The organism is Pantoea sp. Ae19-2, from assembly GCF_059801205.1.
Map to the genome: position 1 here is coordinate 1,320,770 of NZ_JBCHWE010000001.1, position 18,099 is coordinate 1,338,868.

General features: G+C 47.8%; 13 protein-coding genes. All 13 read left to right on the top strand.

Annotated elements, in window-relative coordinates:
- The first annotated feature begins 135 nt into the window (after window positions 1–135).
- The 13 genes from AAIE03_RS06105 (at window position 136) to AAIE03_RS06165 (ending at window position 18,054) form a co-directional block, all read left to right on the top strand.
- On the top strand, window positions 136–3,828 hold the full coding sequence (locus tag AAIE03_RS06105) for a glycosyltransferase (protein WP_013026156.1): 3,693 nt from the start codon (window positions 136–138) through the stop codon (window positions 3,826–3,828).
- Window positions 3,829–3,953: 125 nt separating this feature from the next.
- Window positions 3,954–7,409: a glycosyltransferase family 2 protein gene (locus tag AAIE03_RS06110; RefSeq protein ID WP_238494082.1), complete on the top strand. Its 3,456-nt coding sequence runs from the start codon at window positions 3,954–3,956 to the stop codon at window positions 7,407–7,409.
- 85 nt (window positions 7,410–7,494) lie between these two features.
- Complete coding sequence (locus tag AAIE03_RS06115) at window positions 7,495–8,640, top strand: DegT/DnrJ/EryC1/StrS family aminotransferase (RefSeq protein WP_013026154.1); 1,146 nt, start codon at window positions 7,495–7,497, stop codon at window positions 8,638–8,640.
- A 404-nt stretch (window positions 8,641–9,044) separates the two neighbouring features.
- Window positions 9,045–9,695 carry an acetyltransferase gene (locus AAIE03_RS06120; RefSeq protein WP_019105013.1) on the top strand — a complete coding sequence of 217 codons (651 nt, stop codon included), beginning with the start codon at window positions 9,045–9,047 and terminating at the stop codon, window positions 9,693–9,695.
- 26 nt (window positions 9,696–9,721) lie between these two features.
- The gene (locus AAIE03_RS06125) at window positions 9,722–10,825 is read left to right on the top strand and encodes an FkbM family methyltransferase (RefSeq protein WP_014593935.1); all 1,104 of its coding nucleotides are present in this window, start codon (window positions 9,722–9,724) and stop codon (window positions 10,823–10,825) included.
- Window positions 10,826–10,859: 34 nt separating this feature from the next.
- A complete protein-coding gene (locus AAIE03_RS06130) occupies window positions 10,860–11,096 on the top strand; it encodes a hypothetical protein (RefSeq protein ID WP_013026151.1) in 237 nt (78 codons plus the stop codon).
- Between the two features lie 8 nt (window positions 11,097–11,104).
- Entirely contained in the window at window positions 11,105–11,848 is a 744-nt protein-coding gene (locus AAIE03_RS06135; protein WP_019105012.1) for an SDR family NAD(P)-dependent oxidoreductase, read from the top strand.
- Window positions 11,849–11,858: 10 nt separating this feature from the next.
- On the top strand, window positions 11,859–12,602 hold the full coding sequence (locus tag AAIE03_RS06140; protein ID WP_014593933.1) for an SDR family NAD(P)-dependent oxidoreductase: 744 nt from the start codon (window positions 11,859–11,861) through the stop codon (window positions 12,600–12,602).
- Window positions 12,599–13,426 (top strand): transketolase, encoded by an 828-nt coding sequence (locus tag AAIE03_RS06145; protein WP_014593932.1) that lies wholly within the window; start codon window positions 12,599–12,601, stop codon window positions 13,424–13,426. The genes AAIE03_RS06140 and AAIE03_RS06145 overlap by 4 nt, the downstream gene beginning before the upstream one ends.
- The gene (locus tag AAIE03_RS06150; protein ID WP_014593931.1) at window positions 13,420–14,385 is read left to right on the top strand and encodes a transketolase family protein; all 966 of its coding nucleotides are present in this window, start codon (window positions 13,420–13,422) and stop codon (window positions 14,383–14,385) included. Before AAIE03_RS06145 ends, AAIE03_RS06150 begins: the two co-directional genes overlap by 7 nt.
- A 4-nt stretch (window positions 14,386–14,389) precedes the next feature.
- Window positions 14,390–15,799, top strand: a complete 1,410-nt coding sequence (locus AAIE03_RS06155; RefSeq protein WP_013026148.1) for an AMP-binding protein — start codon at window positions 14,390–14,392, stop codon at window positions 15,797–15,799.
- Window positions 15,783–16,862 carry a LuxE/PaaK family acyltransferase gene (locus AAIE03_RS06160; protein WP_013026147.1) on the top strand — a complete coding sequence of 360 codons (1,080 nt, stop codon included), beginning with the start codon at window positions 15,783–15,785 and terminating at the stop codon, window positions 16,860–16,862. Before AAIE03_RS06155 ends, AAIE03_RS06160 begins: the two co-directional genes overlap by 17 nt.
- Entirely contained in the window at window positions 16,852–18,054 is a 1,203-nt protein-coding gene (locus AAIE03_RS06165; protein WP_019105011.1) for an acyl-CoA reductase, read from the top strand. The genes AAIE03_RS06160 and AAIE03_RS06165 overlap by 11 nt, the downstream gene beginning before the upstream one ends.
- The last annotated feature ends 45 nt before the right edge of the window (window positions 18,055–18,099 follow it).

An 18,099-nucleotide genomic window follows, 5' to 3' on the forward strand; every position in this document is an offset into this window, starting at 1 on the left:
GCTTAATCGCTTTAATTAGCCCGGTTTACTGTAGCTAATGTCCCGCTAAGTTAGTCGCTTACACTTCTACAATAGTCTGATATGGGTGATCTATGTGCGTGCAGATTTTGCTGATGCACAACCAGAGGATATCAGATGAGCAGGCTTTTAATTAGCATCGACAGATTCGAGCACTTTTCCATTCACGTTAATGAAGCGCTCGATATCATTGATGTTTTTTTGTCCTTAGGATGGCAGGTTGACGTCGTTACCAGTACGTACGGTAAGACGGTGTCATTTGAACTGGAAAGGCTCAGACAGAATCCAGACTTTCGCATCATCAGCGAAAAGCTGGGCACTTTGGCCGATGAGTATGGGCTTATCCTGGTTTACAAAGGTTTTTTTAGCCAGAAACTCCTGTCTTCTGTTGGGTTATTTTCCAGAACCGCGCCCGTTATTTTCCGGCATTTTTACGACTATCACGATGTTTATATGCCATGGGGCGTTGAGCTTGAGAATCAGCTTGCTTCACTCTCTCTCAGCCTGTCGCCGGCGATCTCTGAGCGATTACTCCAGAACGGCCTTCTACCCGGTCAGGTAGAGGTTTTACCCTATACTTTCTCCCCTGCATTCAATGCATTCGGGCAGCGTAGGATTCGCACAGAATTGAAAAAGGTGCTTTATTTTGCGCCTGATATTTCTGCCGAAATGTATGAACTGCAGCAGCAGCTCAAAGCACAAGCAATCAGCCTGGAATGGTTCGATTGCAGCCAGCCTGTTAGCCGTATTGAGCCTGAGTGGCTCAATAATTATGATGCCGTTATCGGTAGTGATGAGATTGTGGCGAAATCACTCATCCTCGGTATTCCTGTGTTTCTCGCCTCTACAAATTATGTTGAAGGCTATTTAGGCGAGCATAATTTTAGTGAGTTCGATAAATCACATTTTACTGTCGTTAACCTGCAGTTTTGTCCTGATGCGGATGAATGGATTGAATTACTCAAACGTGGCTTCAAGGATGCACTGCAGTGGACGCTTGCAAATGAAGACCGCTTCCGGAATCAGTGGGACCTGTCTTGTGCCATCGACAAAATCATTAGCCTGCCACTTGTAGCCAAAAAATGGTCCATGGATGAACGCGCGCATCACGCTTTGCGTTTCCATAGCCAGTCAGTGTTGTCATGGGTAGACAAAAACTATTCTATAGAGCAGTGGCTTAAAGAGAGGCGTATTACGGACGCCCGTCGGGCAGCATTACTCTCGTTTATTGGAGCCGTTCCAGAAAGTGGTCACATCGGCGTCGTCATCGTTAATGAAAAAGGCAACGCAGCTGACTGCAAACGTTCTCTGGCTGCGGTCAGGGAGCAAACACTGCCGCCCTCGACAATAAGCTTATTAAGCGATGATGATGTCGTTTTAGATGAAGGAACTTTTGCGCGATGTGAAAAGGGCTGGCTGGCTGAACTTAACCACTTGCTCAAAGACACAAGCGCGCCTTCCGCATTTATTGTTGTCATGGCGGGAGATGAGCTTTTACCGGATGCCTTGTTGCTCATGGCTGAACACCGTTTGCGCTATCCGGATACCGCCTTCTGGTATTGCGATGAGAGCTTTAACGATGAAAACAATGAACCCGGCGTCATACTGCGACCCGCGCCTAATATCGATCTGTTAAGAAGCACGCCTTACGTGGGCCGCACGCTGATGTTTGACAAACATAAGGCGCAGGCAGCAGGGGGGATCACCGATGAAATGAATCCCCTCGGACTTTATCAACTGCTTTGGCAATGCATTGAACAGCAAGGGCCGGGTGCACTTGGTCATCTGTCAGAAGTGGTGGTAAAGAGCAGTAAAGATAACGGCCGCTGGTTCGAGGAAAGCCATTACAGCGCAGCCTATCAGGACGTTGTTAAAGCACATTTACAACGTTTAGGGATTACGGCATCACTTGACGCCGGGATGAATCTGGGCACGATGCGGGTGCGTTATCACTGGGATGCTAAACCGCTGGTTTCAATTATTATTCCCACCCGCGACCACGCCGCCTTATTACGCACCTGTATTGATACGTTGATGGAGAAAACGCGCTATCCCTATTATGAATTGCTGATTGTTGATAACCAGTCAGTGGACGAACAGGCGTGTGCATTTCTTAACGATCTTGAAAAATTAAATATCGAACAAATCAAGGTCCTACGCTACGACGCGCCGTTCAACTTTGCAGCCATAAATAATCGTGCTGCGGAACAGGCACGAGGCGACATACTGCTGTTTCTCAATAACGACTGCCAAATTACCCATCCGGACTGGCTTGATGCACTGCTCGAACATGCCTTGCGTCCGGAAATTGCCTTGGCGGGCGCTCGTCTGGAGTATCAGGATGGCCGGATACAGCATGGCGGCTTTCTGCTCGGCGTACAGAATGGTGTAGACAGCCCCTGGGATGGTGTTGATGGTGAAGCCAGAGGCTTCCAGCGTTATCTGCAAACTGAGCACAATCTCGCCGCGGTAAGCGCATCTTGCATGATGGTTCGCAAATCGGTCTTTTTTAGTCTGGGTGGATTTGCTGAACAAGAGTATCCCCTGTATTTCGCGGATGTTGATCTGGGCCTACGCGCTTTACAGCAAGGTTACCTGAACGTCTGGACACCATGGTCGCGCGTTCGTCATATGGGCGGAGCAACCCGACTGATGACGGAAAAATTCCATGTGCAGGAAAGACCTTTTCTTCACGATTACAGCAAGCTTCGCAGCCAATGGCGATCGATGCTCTTGCGGGATCCCAGCAATAATCAACAAATGCAGCGGGCAGGTAAAGCGTTCACGCTTGGCGCAGGAACGGCGCGTTTCCAGCAGCCGTTACCGGGGCGCCCCTTGCCGGTTGTGTTAGCGCATCACGTTGACTGGCAGGGATGTGGCAATCACCGTATCGTCCAGCCATTTAAAGCGCTGGAAAGTAATCTGCTGTTAGAAGGCGGTATGACCCAGCAGATTCCCGGCGTCATGGAAGTGGCGCTTCTGCAACCAGACATCATTTTGCTGGAGTCATTAAGTGGAAGCCGCTTCCCTTCAATTATGAAGCAGTATCGGGACGTCAGCGACGCGAAGATCGTGGTGGAATATGATGATTTCCTGCTGAACGTGCCGTTAAAAAATGGCAACCGCAACCACTTTCCCCAGCAGATCGTCAAAAATCTTCGCAAAGTGATGGAGTCCGCAGACTGGGTTGTCGTTTCCACGGCGCCACTGGCTGAGGCTTACAGCCGCTTTCACGCCGATATACGGATCGCGCAAAACCGACTGGCGGAAGCACAGTGGGGACACTTATTGAGTCAACGTGGTGTCGGGCGTAAGGTGCGTATCGGCTGGGCAGGCGGCAGCACGCACACGGGCGATCTGCAAATTTTATTGCCAATTATCAAGGAGCTGGAAGATAAGGTTGAATGGGTGTTCATGGGGATGAAGCCCCGGGGCGTTCACTGTGAATTCCATCCAGGCGTGCCTTTTGAGATGTATCCAGAAAAACTCGCCAGCCTCAACCTGGATCTGGCGCTGGTTCCTCTCGAAATCAACCAGTTTAATGAATGCAAAAGTAACCTTAGGCTGCTGGAGATTGGCACCTGCGGCGTGCCCATTATCGCGACCAGTATCGAGCCTTATCGCTGTGGATTGCCTGTGACCCTGGTTGAAAACCGCTTCAAAGACTGGATGGGCGCCCTACGCGCGCACCTTGCGGATATGGATGCCACTCGTCGTCTGGGCGATCAACTTCGCGCGGCGGTCCATCAGGACTGGTATTTGCGAGAGCATGGACTGAATGAATGGCAAAAGGGTTGGTTAACGCAGTAGCGTTTTAACATCCGAATAAACAGGCACCGCGTTATCGCCAATGACAGAGTCAGCAAGCGTCATTGTGCTTTAGGTGCCTTCAATATCGTTAACAGTGTTACCGCGCCGTACAGGTTGAAACCAGAATGGATAAATTTACCTACCCTTACTTGTTATTGTCCCCTGATTATCGTGAATCTTCACTGGGTATTCAGGTCATGCATCGACTCTGTCATATGATAAATGAGCAAGGCGGTAAAGCCTGGATGGTGAACTGTGAAGTTAATCCTGAATGGAATACGCCGCGCCTGGACGAAAAACAATGGAATGATATTCAGAATAGTGGCCAACCCTGGATAGCCGTTTATCCAGAAGTTACCTCCGGAAATCCGTTATCTGCCCCAGTTAGTGTTCGTTATATGCTGAACAGGGAAGGGATCATCATGAAAAACAGGCTGGAAGCCGGCCCAGACGATCTTTTTTTCTGGTATCGCAGTGAATTTGCAGAGAAAGCTGTTAATCCTGAAATTCTGTGTCTTGAAGCTTACGATCTTGATGTGTTCCGTGACGATAATCCGCATAAAGATTTGAACGTTCTTTATTTGAATCGCATCCCGAAATCGGCTGTTGATTTCAGCCAGCTTCCAGCAGACATACAGATTTTGTCAATGGAAAACCCGCTCACCCTGTCGGAACTTGCAAAGTTACTAAAACGGACCAACGTTCTCTACTCTTATGAGTCGTCTGGAACCTGTGCGCTGGCGATTTTGTGCGGAAGCCCTGTTGTAGCACTGAGGGCTGCAGGCTATGAGCACCTTGCTATCAATACGATCACGATACGTGATAATGATGGTGCTGGTATCACGCTAGAAAACTCAGCGGAAGGGATTGCCCGTGCGCGTCAAACCCTCGGCAAAATGCGGGAAAATATATTGGCGCGCCGGGAGACGGGGCAGCGTCAGTTTGAGCGTTTCGTCGCATTGACGCAACAGCAGGCCGCGCAAAAGGATGCAGAAAAACAGCAACTCAGTTTGACTCACTGGTTACAGCATCGCAGCGTGCCGCAAACATTATGGCCGGCAACACCTGAGAACATCCCCCGCCTACTGATTGTTATACAGCAGCATGAGGGCGGTGACATACAGCAAACACTTAATACCTTGCTGCCTCAATTTGAACACGCTATTGGCAGTCAGATAGTGATAGTTTCCTCTGATTCAGCTAATACTAAACCGAACTCGCCCTTAAATTATTGCCCTCCTGAACGTTTACTGTCCGTCGTTAACAGCCTGGCAGAGCAAAACGCATTTGACTGGGTTCAGTTCATTCCCGCGGGATGTGATTACAGTGCTCAGGGTATAAGACTGGCTATTGATGCATTACAGGATATCCATCATCTGGCCCTGGTCTATGCCGACGAAGCGATTAAAGAAGTCAATGGTGTGCTGAGCCCGCACTTTAAACCTGCTTTCAATCTGGATCTTTTTTTAAGCGCCCCACATCTCTATTTGCAACGCGGCTTCTTTCATCGTGAAGCCCTTATGGCCATTGGCGGTCTGGACACCGACTATCAGCGTTGTTTTGAACTTGATGCGATTTTAAAGCTACTCATTCGGTTTGATATTGGCGCTATCGGACATTTATCGGATGTCATAGCGCTGATACCGAAAGAGGTCTGCACTGCTACTGCGTCTCAAGAGCAACAGCAACTGCTTCAGCGTTACCTTTTGCAGAGAGGATTTGATCAGGGAAGTGCTACTGCTCAGCCAGGCAAACCGTGGCAGATACAATATGGTAGGAACATCACGCTCTCACTGTCAGTGATTTTGGTAGCGGGAGATAATTTGCCCGCTCTCCAGCGCTGCTTCACTACACTTTATCAGCAAATGCCAACCCAGGCATTTGAGATGCGCGTTGTCGTTCAACCGCACACGTCTGATGAGATTCGAGCCTGGCTCGACTGGCTGGTAAAAAACAATACGGCCGTAATCCACATTGTTGAAAGCCATGAAAGGTCAGACATGATGGCGATTAACAGGGCGAGTCAGCATGCAACGAGTGAATACCTGCTCTTGCTCAATGCCAATACCGCCTTCGTCAGCAGTACCTGGTTTACGGGACTGGTAAACCACGCTCTTCGTCCAGAAGTCGGTTGCGTGGCGCCACAACTGATCAATTTTGATAATCAGATAGTCTGTGCGGGTTATCTTTTAGGGATAAATGGCCTTGCTTTTCCGATGGGATATGGTGAGAACTGGGGCCGTGCAGGTAACCTTTCGCGGCTGCTCAGCGATTGCGATTATTCGGCACTGAGTAAAGATTGTTTACTGATCCGCAACAGCCTGTGGCAACAAACTGGCGGATTTGACACACAGTTTACTCAGCCCTTGTTAGCCAGTCTTGACTTAGGGCTGCGCATTCGCGAAACCGGGCATCTATCGATCTGTACGCCTTACAGTGTGGTAGCAAAAGATCATGTCATCACAGGCTATCCGTCCGAGTGTTTGCCTCAACCTTCATCAGAACTCACTCTTTTTTACCAACGCTGGTTGGCGGTTATTGCCCAGGATCCCGTTTACAGCCTTGGGTACAGCTTGAGTCAACGGCTCTTTCAGCCAGATACAACGTTGAGTGCCAGCTGGAATCCGTTGCATCACCACGGCGTACCTAATGTGGTCTTGATTGTCGGTGGGCAACAAGATGCTACTGTGCAACGTCTGATTTTAACGCTGGAAATGCTTGCGTCAGCGTGCGCACTTCATTTATTACTGCTTGAACGTGTTCCAACGGCACCTGAGTTGTACAGATTAAAGCCCGATGTGCTGCTGATCGCGGGAGAAGTGAATAACGATCTTTGCCAGTGCGTAAAACAGTTCAAACAGCATAGCGCCTGCCAGATAAGCTATGCCCTCAGTGATGACATCAACAGATTTAATCTCAAAATTCTATTTGAAAATGAACTCATCAGCACCTGGCTGACGTCAAGTAGCGCTTATGTCAATTGGCTCAAAAAGCGGCATAAAATGGCCGTTATTCTGCCTAATATTCTTTCAGAGCAATGTCATGATAGAGAAAACCAGCAACATAGCGCAAAACCGCGTGTGCTTTGTATCACCCATTATCTGGAAGAAAAAGATTGCCAGCTGCTTGATGCTGCGATTGTAAGTTATTCAGACCAACTTGACTGGATAATACTGGGCGACTCGCCCAAGGCGTGGTTGCCCTATATTGCTGAAACACATCGTTATTTTGATGAGCGTCGTCTGGTTAAGCAACTGGCATCGCTTTCGATTGATTTCGCTGTCGTACCGCGAAGTAGCATTGATGAAAACCGTTTTAAAGATAATTTTTGCCTGATGCAGTTAGCCGCGTGCTCAATTCCAGCTGTAAGCAGTGATGTGCCTTCTTTAGCGTGTTCACTACCGGGCTGGAAAGTTAAAAACAATGCAGATGCCTGGAAAAAGGCGATTCATTTGCGATGTGAGGCGCCAGACGAAACCATACAGACTGCAAGCCAGTTACAGGCCTCACTTTCTGCGCTTATCGACAGCGAGGACGCTAAAGCGTGCTGGTTTAAAGCATTAGGGTTGAGCAAAAAATAACGGATAACAAGAACCTGTGCCACAGCGGTAAGTCAGCGAGGCGGGTTCTTTATATGAAGCAAAATTAACAGCGGGTGCTTACAGTATGCAAAATAATGGCCAATCGAAAAATGTACTCGTAACAAGCCCGCTTTTGCCGCCGCTTGAAGAGTTTTTACCCTATCTGGAACAAATTTGGCAGAGCAAACAGCTAACGAATGGGGGGCCTTACCATCAGGAGTTAGAAAAAGCGCTCGCCGAGTATCTGGGTGTTGAACATATTTGCCTGTTTGCTAACGGTACACTTGCGCTGGTCACCGCCTTACAGGCGTTACGTGTGACGGGGGAAGTGATTACGACACCCTATTCGTTTGTTGCGACATCACACTCGCTTTTGTGGAACGGCATTAAGCCCATTTTTGTCGATATTGATCCTGTCACCTGCAACATGGACCCGGCAAAAATTGAGGCCGCCATTACACCTAATACCAGTGCGATTCTTCCCGTTCACTGCTATGGCATTCCTTGCGATGTAGAGGGTATTCAGCGTATCGCGGACAATTATGGCTTGAAGGTGATCTACGATGCTGCTCACTGTTTTGGCGTTAAGCAGGATGGAGTAAGCGTTCTGAATCATGGTGATTTATCTATCCTTAGTTTCCATGCCACTAAAGTATTTAACACATTTGAAGGTGGGGCGATCGTTTGCCCTAATGCAAGTGTTAAACGCCGCATCGATTTTCTTAAAAATTTCGGTTTCGCTGACGAAACTACGGTAGTGGCTCCGGGTATAAACGGCAAAATGAATGAAGTTCAGGCCGCATTTGGGTTGTTACAGCTCAAGCATCTTGATAATGCATTTGCTCGTCGGGCTGATGTTTACGAAAAATATGTCGCGGCATTGGGTTCGGTGGAAGGGCTGTCGTTCAGTCATCTTCCGCAAGGATTAACATGGAACTACTCATACTGTGCCGTGTTTATCGACGAGCAGTATTTTCCAATGAGCCGCGATGCGCTGTATCAATTATTTAAGCAACAAGATATTTATGTTCGTCGCTATTTCTACCCACTCATTTCAGAATTTCCAATGTATAAAAGTTATGCTTCATCACATCCTGGCAATCTGCCTGAGGCAACGCGCCTGTCTCATCAGGTGCTTTGTTTGCCGATACATCCGAGCCTCAGTGTCGACGATCAAAACAAAATTATTGAGATCATCCTGTCTGTTAGCCAGATGAAAACGGTGGCCTGATTCAGCAGCAGTTATGGATGTTAATAAATAAACATGCCAGAGGTGCGCGTATCTGGCATGTTTGTCTCCTTTACCCCAACTGAGCAACAGGGCCGGCTGGAGATTAGATACCTACGTCCAGACTATTTTTAAAGGGGACAGACAGAACGTTGACCCTCTTTCTCACATGCCAGATGCGACAGCACAACACCATTTTCTGAGCAGCACGATCATTCTGTTCAGCATCACAGCACTCTTTCCCCAGCCTTGTCAGCAAAGCCATGCATTGAGTACCTGCTTTTCACTGCCTCCTGAATTATTCAATGTCTTAATTAACGACAGAAAACGTACGGTATTCCCAGCCAGAAACTTGAATCTGGTCTGGTAAATTAGTGCTATTCAGTTTGAGTTAGGTAAAGCAGACAGTGAAATTAGCGATCTATGGTGCGGGTGGACTGGGAAGAGAAGTCTTACTTCTTGCTCAGCAGATTGAAAAACAGGCTCATCGTTGGGATGGTCTGATTTTCATTGATGATATTTCGCCCAATCGTGATGTTAAAGGTATCCCGGTTGTTAGTTTTGACCAGGCGCTGACGCAGCACATTGAAGTGGTTATTGCGGTGGGCGAGCCGTCACTCCGTGCGCAACTCGCTGATAAAACTGCCTCTCATCACCTGGCACTTGCCACGCTTATTCATCCCGATGTTACCGTTACCGAATGTACCCGCGTTGGGCCTGGTTGTGTGCTCGCAAAAGGCGTTTATCTTTCCTGTGATGTGACGCTTGGCAGTAACGTTTATATGCAACCTAACGCCAGCGTGGGGCACGACGCTCAGGTGGGCGATCACGTTGTGATATCTACGTTTGTTACGACTGGTGGCAATGTCGTGATCGGCGATCGCGTATTTATTGGCATGAGTGCGGTCTTACAGCAGAAAATTACTGTAGGCAATGACGCTATTATCGGTATGGGTGCCGTCGTCTTTAACGATATCCGTGAAGAAGGTATTGCGTTGGGGAATCCAGCTCGGGTGATGCGCAATAATGATGAAAAGCGGGTTTTTAAATCACTGTGAACTGCGCTACAGACTCTGAGGTAAGAATGAATTTTTTGTCAGAAATTACAGAACGAGAACACTATTTTTTATCTGCTATCGCGCGGTTCCGCAAAAATGGCCTTCCTGTTGTGCTTTGCGGTAATGGGTATGTCGCCAATGTTTTTAAGAAATTTTTAGATAAGCAGGGTGTGAGTTTATATTGCTCAGCGCTAACGCTTGAGTATATGCCTAACGAAAAACATGAACACATTGAAGTCCGCGCTATTGAAGAGCTGGTTGACCTACCCCAGCGATTTAATTATATAATTGGTTTTCAGACCTGTACTGATTTTTTGATAGAAAAGCTACAAAAAAATGCTGAAGAATTGATAATTTGTGATCCTTCTTCAATCGAAATGTTCAGTGCAGGCATGATTGATTACGATTTTTGTTTTGATAATCGTGACAGCCTTCAGGCTTTATACGACTCGTTCGGTGATGATTTTTCACGGAAAACATTTACAGCTTACCTTAATCAAAGAATTTGCGGTCAGGTTGGTCATCTGCTCCCTTATCATAGCGATAATGCTTACTTTAATGATGAACTCGTGACACTTGGGAACGATGAGATTTTTGTTGACTGCGGTGCTTATGATGGCGATACAGTCCTTTCGTTTGTAAAGAATTTACGCGAACTCAACCTTGCACCAGCGAGAAAAATTTATGCATTTGAACCTGACTCAAAAAACTTTAAGAAATTGGTGAGCAATACTAATCATCTGTCAAATGTTTCGTGTATTCATTCTGGCGTGTGGTCGAAGAATGACGAACTGAGTTTTAATGAAAGTGGTGACCAGAATTCAGGGATTGTTGAAGGGGGCAGTCATCATAAAATTTCAGTCTCGAGTATTGACCGTGTTGTAAATGATGAACCTGTTACATTTATAAAGATGGATATTGAGGGTGCTGAACAGCAAGCGCTTAAAGGTGCCGAGGCCACGATTTTAAAGCATAAACCATTACTTGCACTTAGCTTTTATCATCGGCTGGACGACTTGTTTATTATCCCGTCCTACATTAAAGCTTTGCATGACGACTATCGTTTTTGTTTGCGTTGGCATCACCGTAAATATGCATATGACCTTGTTCTTTACGCCTTGCCATATTAACAAAGTACGCTAAAAAGATAATGAGAGAAATACTATGTCTAATATCGAACGTTACAATGCTATTTTTGTAGAAACCTTTGAAGTCGATGCATCCATCCTGCCGGATTACAAATATCAGGATACACCATCCTGGGATTCCGTTGGGCACATGAGCATGATCGCCGCACTCGAAGATACCTTCGATATCATGCTGGATACCGAAGATATTATTGCCTTCTCTTCCTGGTCTGAAGGCAAAGAAATCCTGAAAAAATACGACGTAGAATTATAGGAGTTATTATGCTTCTTGCTGGAAAATGGGCAGTCATAACGGGATGTCTGCAAGGTATCGGCAAGGCAACGCTTGCGACGTTCGCCGCGTCAGGCGCATCAGTTTTTGCCTGTTGCCAGCATGAAGATCCTGATTTCATGTTTTTCATCAAGCAGTTAATGGATGAAAACGACGTTGAGATTGTCCCTGTTTATTTTGATTTACTGAGTGATGAGTCGGTTAAGGCCGCGGCACAACAGATTCAGAAAGCCAAAAAGCCTGTTGAAATATTAATTAATATTGCCGGTGCTAATTTTGATGCGCTTTTTCCCATGATGACGAACGAGCAACTTCATAAAACATTTAGCATCAATTTGTTTTCTCAGCTTGTGTTTACCCAATACATCACGCGTCTGATGCTGCGTAATAAAAAAGGCAGCATCGTTAATATTTCCAGCATTTCAGCACTTGATGGAAATGTCGGCCAGTTGGCGTATTCCGCTTCAAAAGCGGCGTGGTTAGCAGCAACGAAAACACTCTCGGCGGAGCTTGGTCCACAGGGTATAAGAGTGAATGCCATTGCGCCGGGCGTCATCAGCACGCAAATGACGTCAACATTACCGACAGAGGTCATGGCGCGTCAGATGGCCCGCTGCGAATTAAAACGTCCCGGACTGCCTGACGAAGTTGCCAATACATTGCTATGGCTTGCATCCGATAATGCAAGCTATGTAACAGGACAGGTCATTCGTGTCGACGGCGGAATGGGTTGAGGGCACTAGCATGTTGATGAAAAATAAAACGGTATTAATTACCGGCTGCCGTCGCGGTATGGGACGTGCAATGGTTGAAATTTTTGCGGCCAATGGCGCAGACATTTATGCGCATGCCAGAGCAGAAACGGCTGAGTTTCTGGCTGACATGGCGCAATTAGCCGAGAAGTATCAGGTGAACATATGGCCATTATGTTTTGATATGACAGACCATGTCGCAATGAAGCTAGCTGTAAAGCGGCTGATTGCTGATAAATGCTGCCTGGATGCCGTGATTAACAATGCCGGTATTACCCATAACAGCCTTTTTCAAATGACAACTGAAGCACAGTTACGCCAGCAGTTTGAAGTTAACTTCTTTGCGGTGTATTTGTTCAGCCAGTTTATGGTCAAGCTGATGATGCGCCATAAAAAAGGCAGTCTGGTGAATATCGCGTCTACGGCCGGGGAAGATGGCAACCCAGGCAAGTCAGCCTATGGCGCCTCTAAAGCGGCATTGATCGCGATGACAAAATCTGTGGCCGCCGAATTGGGTGAGCATGGCATTCGCGCGAATGCTATCGCGCCCGGTATCACCGATACCGACATGCTGCTAACCATGCCCGAACATATCGTTGAAGCAGCACGTCAAAGCACCGATTTACGCCGGCAAGGGTTGCCTGCCGAAATCGCTGAAACGGCGTTGTTCCTCGCTTCCGATTTATCCAGCTATATCACCGGGCAAACGCTTCGCGTTGATGGCGGTCTGAAATGAATATGTCCATCCAGCAGCTAAAAAAAACCGCGACGGCTACCCGCATTACTATTCTTAAAGCCGCGTATCAGGCACCAAGTGATGGCGTACATATTTCCCCAGCGCTGTCTATGACGGACGTGCTCACCGTGCTGTTTAGCACTGTTATGCGCTATCAACCCGATCGAATCACAGATAAACAACGCGACACCTTTATTTTGAGTAAAGGCCATGCCGCACTTGGGCTCTATGCCACTTTGCACCATCATAAAATCATTACTGAACAGCAGCTGAATAGCTTTGAAATCAATGGTTCCGTGTTACAGGTCCATCCTACCCGGCATGCAGCCTTTGGTATTGATTTTTCAGCCGGCAGCCTGGCGCAGGGAATGAGTTTTGCTATAGGTTTGGCGTTAAGTCGTCGCTTGCAACAGCAGCCGTGGCAGACGTTCGTCGTCGTGGGGGATGGTGAGTGCAATGAAGGGGCGATTTGGGAAGGCGCTTTCATGGCTGCACAGCAAAAGCTGGATAATCTGACGGTCGTTGTTGATCAAAATGGCCTGCAGTCAGATGGATTCACTGCGGATATTATGCGAATGAACCTTCCTGCCTTGTGGTCCGCCTGCGGCTGGCAAACGCTGGAATGTGATGGTCATGATTATCAGGCGCTTATTGATGCTTTTAATGCTCCTCATGAAGGTAAGCCCAAAGTGATTATTGCCCGAACACTGAAGGGTAAGGGCGTTTCATTTATGGAAAATAATAAAGACTTTCATCGCAACCGTTTAAATGAGCAACAAATGCAGCAGGCATTAAGCGAACTTGAACAGGAGGCACCATGCTGAACATTAAACCCGTCTCAGTGCGTTCATGGGCCATGCTAGGTTCCCGCGGTACCTTTGGTCTTGCTCTGCTTGAACTGGCAGCCGACCATCCTAAAATCGTCGCATTATCAGGCGATCTCTGCAAATCGTCTGGGCTTGATCGTTTTGCAAATACCTATCCTGACCGTTTCTTTAATGCCGGCATCGCTGAGCAAAATATGGTTGGTGTGGCGGGTGGACTTGCTGCGGGTGGATACGTACCTTTTGTCACCTCATTTGCGAACTTCCTGACTTTTCGTGCCGCTGAACAAGTGCGACTGAATCTTGGCTACATGGAAGAGAATGTCAAACTGGTCGGACTGGCCTCAGGCCTGGCGACAGGTATGTTCGGAGCCACGCATCATGGTATAGAAGATCTGGCGGCTCTACGCGCTGTCTCAAATATCACCATTCTGTCACCTGCTGACTGTACTGCAACCGCGAAAATGACGGAAGCCGCTTTGCACCATCCGGGCCCTGTCTATCTCCGACTGACCGGCAATATGCGTGCACCTATTGTTTATAAAGAAAATTTTGACCTGAAGATTGGGCGCGCCATTACCTTAAAAATGGGTGATGAGGTAGCGCTGGTTGCCACGGGCACGATGGTGAGTGTTGCCTTGCAGGTTGCAGATGAACTGCAAGCGAAAGGGATTAATACGGCCGTTATTGACATGCATACCATCAAGCCGTTGGATACTGAAACACTTGATCATTTATTGAATAACAAGCTTGTTGTTACCCTTGAAGAGCACAGTGAAATTGGCGGTTTAGGCAGTGCCGTTGCTGAATATTTCGCACCTAAAAGCACGAAACCCGCTCAACTTATTATCGGTATACCGCAGGGTTATCCACATGCAGGGGATTACAACTGGATGCTTGAGCAGGCCGGACTGACGGCAGCACAGATCACTGACCGTATTCAGACGGAACTGAGGTAAGCCAATGTCTTTCTGGCGTATTGAACAACATGATCCCCGGCAACTCGCTGTGATTGACGATAGCGGTTTACGCTGGCGTTACGCTGAGCTGTTAACGGAAGTGACGCAAATGGAAGGCAGACTTAAGTCTGGACTGCTGATATTCATTCTGTGTCGGAATACCACTGCAACGCTTATTGGCTATCTGGCTTGTCTGCGATGTGGGGCGGTTCCTTTACTGCTTGATGCGGACCTGGATAGCACGCATCTTGCTGAGTTGATTACCACTTACCGGCCGGCGTTTCTTTGGGCTCCCACTGGTCAAGTTCAGGGTGAAAGCCATTATCAAACGCTGGATTATCAGCTCACTGCGACAGGTAAGGCCCCTCAGCAATTACATCCTCAACTCGCCCTGTTGGTTACGACCTCAGGCTCAACAGGAAGCCCTAAACTGGTTCGTCTGAGTCAGCAAAACCTGCAAAGCAACGCCACCAGTATCAGTGAATACCTGGCACTGGATGAAACTGAAAAGCCTCTGGTCCATTTGCCGCTCAATTACGTATTTGGTTTATCTGTTGTTAATAGTCATTTACTGGTGGGAGCGACGCTGATACTGACGCGCTATGGTCTTATGCAGCGTGAGTTTTGGCAGCAGATGGCGTCTGAAAACGTGACTTCTTTGTCAGGGGTTCCCTATACGTTTGAAATGCTGCATCGCTTGCGCTTTTCGCGTATGTCGTTTCCTGCCTTACGCACGCTGACTCAGGCAGGTGGTAAGCTTTCAACTGCGATGCATCAATTTTTTGCCGATTATGCACAGCAGCACAGTAAAAAGTTTGTCGTGATGTATGGCGCGGCAGAAGCGACAGCGCGTATGGCATGGTTGCCTGCTGAGCTTGCACAGTCAAAATGTGGCTCAATTGGTCTTGCCATCCCGGGAGGGAAATTAACACTTCATCGCGAAGATGGGAGTCTGATTACCACTATGGGTGAACAAGGTGAGCTTTATTACCATGGCGATAATGTGATGATGGGATATGCTTCGGACGGAGACGACCTTCACCGAGGTGATGATCTCAACGGGCTGTTAATCACAGGTGATATTGCCACCCAGCACGCGGATGGTTGCTTTTATATTGTGGGGCGAAAAAAACGGTTCCTGAAAATATTTGGTAATCGCGTTGGCTTAGATGAGATGGAGCAGCTCCTCAAAACGCATTTTATTGGACTTGATTGCGCCTGCGTGGGACGTGACGATCAACTTACCGTTTTCATTACCCAACCCGATTTGGCAGATGAAGTAAAACGTTTTGCCTCACAGGTGACAAAACTTCATACCTCTGCCTTCAAAATCAATGTCGTCGACACCCTGGTAAAAACATCCTCAGGTAAAACCCATTACGAGAGGCTCATGGCTGATGAAACCGGGATTTGAAGAGGGATTTATCCCTGCGCCGTTTTCATTACCCAAAGCGGAGAAAAAGGCGTTACTCTTTAAGCGACTGCATGAACTAAGCGTCCATCATCAACGAGATTGTCTGGCCTATCAGCGCATCCTGGCCGCGCAGCAGTGCGATCTCGCATCATTATCTGAACCCGATGCTTTGCCTTTTTTACCCGTTTCACTCTTCAAACAACTTACTCTGAGTAGCGTGCCAGAGGACCATATCGTTAAAACGATGACCTCTTCTGGAACCAGTGGCCAGCAAGTATCACGCATCTATCTCGATAAAAGCACGGCGGCACTTCAACAGAAGGTGTTGATAAAGATTGTCAGTGATTTCATTGGCGCCGCCCGTTTACCGATGCTGATAATTGACTCACCTGCTGTGATGAAAGATCGCGCCATGTTCTCGGCTCGAGGGGCCGGCATTCTGGGGTTTTCCATGTTTGGAGCAGACAGGGCCTACGCGCTGGATGAAGAGATGAATCTCAATCACGATGTGCTGGCTACCTTTCTGCAGAAGCATGCCGGTAAGCCGTTGTTGCTGTTTGGCTTCACGTTTATGATCTGGCAGCATTTTTATAAAGCGCTTGAGGCCTGCGCTGGCCGTTATGATTTATCTCAGGCCACACTTATACACGGTGGGGGATGGAAAAAGCTACAGGCCCAGGCCATTTCTGCGTCCGCGTTTGCGCAGCGCTTAAATTCAGTGTGCGGCATTACCCGCGTTAGTGACTATTACGGCATGGTTGAGCAAACAGGCTGTATCTATATGCAGTGTGAATACGGTCATCTTCATGCCAGCCTTTTTTCCGACGTTATTATTCGCGATCCGCAGGATTTTTCAGTGTGTCCTGTTGGGCAGGCAGGCATTATTCAGGTTCTGTCTGCGCTGCCCGAGTCCTACCCGGGACACTCTTTGCTTACGGAAGATGAAGGCATTTTGCTGGGCGAGGATGATTGTTCCTGTGGTCGTATGGGGAAATATTTTCAGGTATTAGGGCGTCTTAAAAATGCTGAGATCAGAGGATGCAGTGATACCTATGGCGGATAAATTCGAACAGGTCACATTCCTGATTGGCGATGCCCAGCGGTTGGCAATGCTTAATAAAGTGCCGGCCTATAAGCCATTCGCGCCAGAAATTATGGGGTTTATTGACACCTTCTCTCAATATCTTTTTCAGTTACCGGACGTTAAGCAATGGAGTGATGTCGCAAGCCTGGCATTCTGGTGTCGACCGGCCTCGCTACGTCAAATGCAATCCCGCTATGCCGGCCTTGAGCACCGGTTAGGCAGAGGGGCGGCATTTCACATCGCGCCGGCGAATGTTGCAGTGAATTTTGCTTATTCACTGCTTGTGGGCTTACTGGCGGGAAACGCCAATGTCGTTCGTCTACCAGGTAAAGATTTTGTCCAGATTTCGATGATCTGCACGGCCCTCAGGCAGGCGCTAAATGACCATCCCCATATTGCCCCCTATATCGTGCTGGTGCGCTACGATAAACAGAAAGACGTGAATGATGCGCTTTCACTGCTCTGTCAGACAAGGTTAATTTGGGGAGGGGATAATACGATAGCGATGCTGCGTCAGTCCCCTTTAGGCCCAAGAGCGCTGGACATCACTTTCGCCAATCGACACTCGTTTTGTGTTATTGGAGCTCAGGGGTATCTTGATGCTGTCAATAAAGAACGCATTGCTAGTGATTTTTACAATGACACATTACACAGCGATCAAAATGCCTGCTCTTCACCTGGATTAGTCGTCTGGCTGGGTGAGAATGCAGAGATTCGCGAGCAAGCTCAACGTATATTCTGGAAACATTTTGACCGAATAGTACAAGAGCGATACACATTGCAAGCGGCGAGTGCAGTTCAGAAGTTGACGCAATTCTGCCTGCTCAGCGCGCAAGTTGACGGGGTAAAACGCTACCCGTTGAGCCATAATCGGTTGATGCGTGTTGAGCTTCCTGCGTTGTCTTCAGAAAGTTTATCTCACAGCGGGACGTGCGGCTATTTTCTTGAATATCAAATTAACACGTTGTGCGAGATTTTACCGTTGTGTAGCGGGACCTGCCAGACGCTGTCATATTATGGAATGGAATCTGCAGCACTGGCTGAATTTATCATGGCGTACAGGCCAGCAGGCGTAGATCGCCTTGTCGAAATAGGTCAGGCTCTTCAATTCACCTTGCAGTGGGATGGCTTTGATTTAATCTATATGCTTACACGCATTGTTAATGTTTGAATCTTTTATATTGTGGGTTCATTCATAACGTACGTAGCCAGATGA